Here is an 891-nt window from a genome sequence, read left to right as displayed (position 1 = left end):
TCGTGAACAACCCGACAGAGTATCGGACCGATTTGAACCCGCTGGGTCGCAGTTCATCACTACGCCGGGAGAGATAGGCGCGGCTCAGGTCCCGGATCACTACCTTTACCGGTGCGGCTTGTCGGGTGAAGGCAGGACCGTCCAGAACTGTCCCGGAGCCCTCCAGAGTGGCCCGGAGACGCACGAGAGACGACTCTGGCTGGTCGAGCCAATCCGGAACGTCAGCGGTGCTCTCTGTGGCAGAGAGGGTGTCCTCTGCCTGACCCCGGACTTGCTCCACCAGAGTCTCGAAGCGCGCATTGACTTCAGCGGCACGGACGCGGGCAGTGTTACGATCCCCGGTCTTGAGGCTCTGCTTCAGCGCCTGAGCGCCCAGCGCGAGAGCCACGTCAACGGGATAGTTGCGTCTGAACAACCACGTATGGCCCTTCAGATAGGCATAGCGAATGTGAGCAGACATGGGTCTCCTCCTTTCAGATTTGGAATGTGGGATAGGTTCAGGTGTCTGAGACGACTCTGACGATCATCTCCCGATCCGGTTCGCCGTAGGTCCCAGCCAGTGGGCCGGTGACGGCATGGCCGGTCACGCAGTCTTCGAACACCTCTTCCACGCGGAACAGATGTTCGGGGACGTCATCGAAGGCGCGGACGACCACGACGTCACCAGGGTTCAGTTTCAGCTCAGTCATCGTCGGACCTCCACGTCCAGAGGACCGCCAGCAGAACCAGCGCTGAGACAGCGGGATGGGACCGAGACACCACCCAGAGCATCGTCGTCAGGACGGCCTTGGGCGGTGGGTGCAAAAGAAAACCCCCGACGAGAACGCCGAGGGCAGACAGGTACTTCATGGATCAAACTCCTGCAGTTGCTTCTTTATTTAGATGCAGGAG

Annotated in this window: 3 protein-coding genes; all 3 read right to left on the bottom strand. The window is 60.4% G+C overall.

The window, feature by feature from the left end; all coding sequences use genetic code 11:
• A partial coding sequence (locus ACR0JW_RS23880) for a DUF6538 domain-containing protein (RefSeq protein WP_480714616.1) occupies window positions 1–460 on the bottom strand: 460 nt, incomplete at its 3' end.
• Window positions 461–497: 37 nt separating this feature from the next.
• On the bottom strand, window positions 498–689 hold the full coding sequence (locus ACR0JW_RS23875; RefSeq protein ID WP_480714615.1) for a hypothetical protein: 192 nt from the start codon (window positions 687–689) through the stop codon (window positions 498–500).
• Window positions 682–849 (bottom strand): hypothetical protein, encoded by a 168-nt coding sequence (locus tag ACR0JW_RS23870; RefSeq protein WP_170484287.1) that lies wholly within the window; start codon window positions 847–849, stop codon window positions 682–684. The genes ACR0JW_RS23875 and ACR0JW_RS23870 overlap by 8 nt, the downstream gene beginning before the upstream one ends.
• Between the last annotated feature and the right edge of the window lie 42 nt (window positions 850–891).

The organism is Ruegeria sp. BG6 (assembly GCF_056538465.1).
The sequence above is the reverse complement of the archived record's forward strand: the minus strand, read 5'-3'. Positions and strand labels throughout refer to the sequence as shown.

Bases quoted from the DNA above. Each gene is read 5' to 3' on its own strand.
- ACR0JW_RS23875 (WP_480714615.1), bottom strand. From the start codon at position 689: ATGACTGAGCTGAAACTGAACCCTGGTGACGTCGTGGTCGTCCGCGCC.
- ACR0JW_RS23870 (WP_170484287.1), bottom strand. From the start codon at position 849: ATGAAGTACCTGTCTGCCCTCGGCGTTCTCGTCGGGGGTTTTCTTTTG.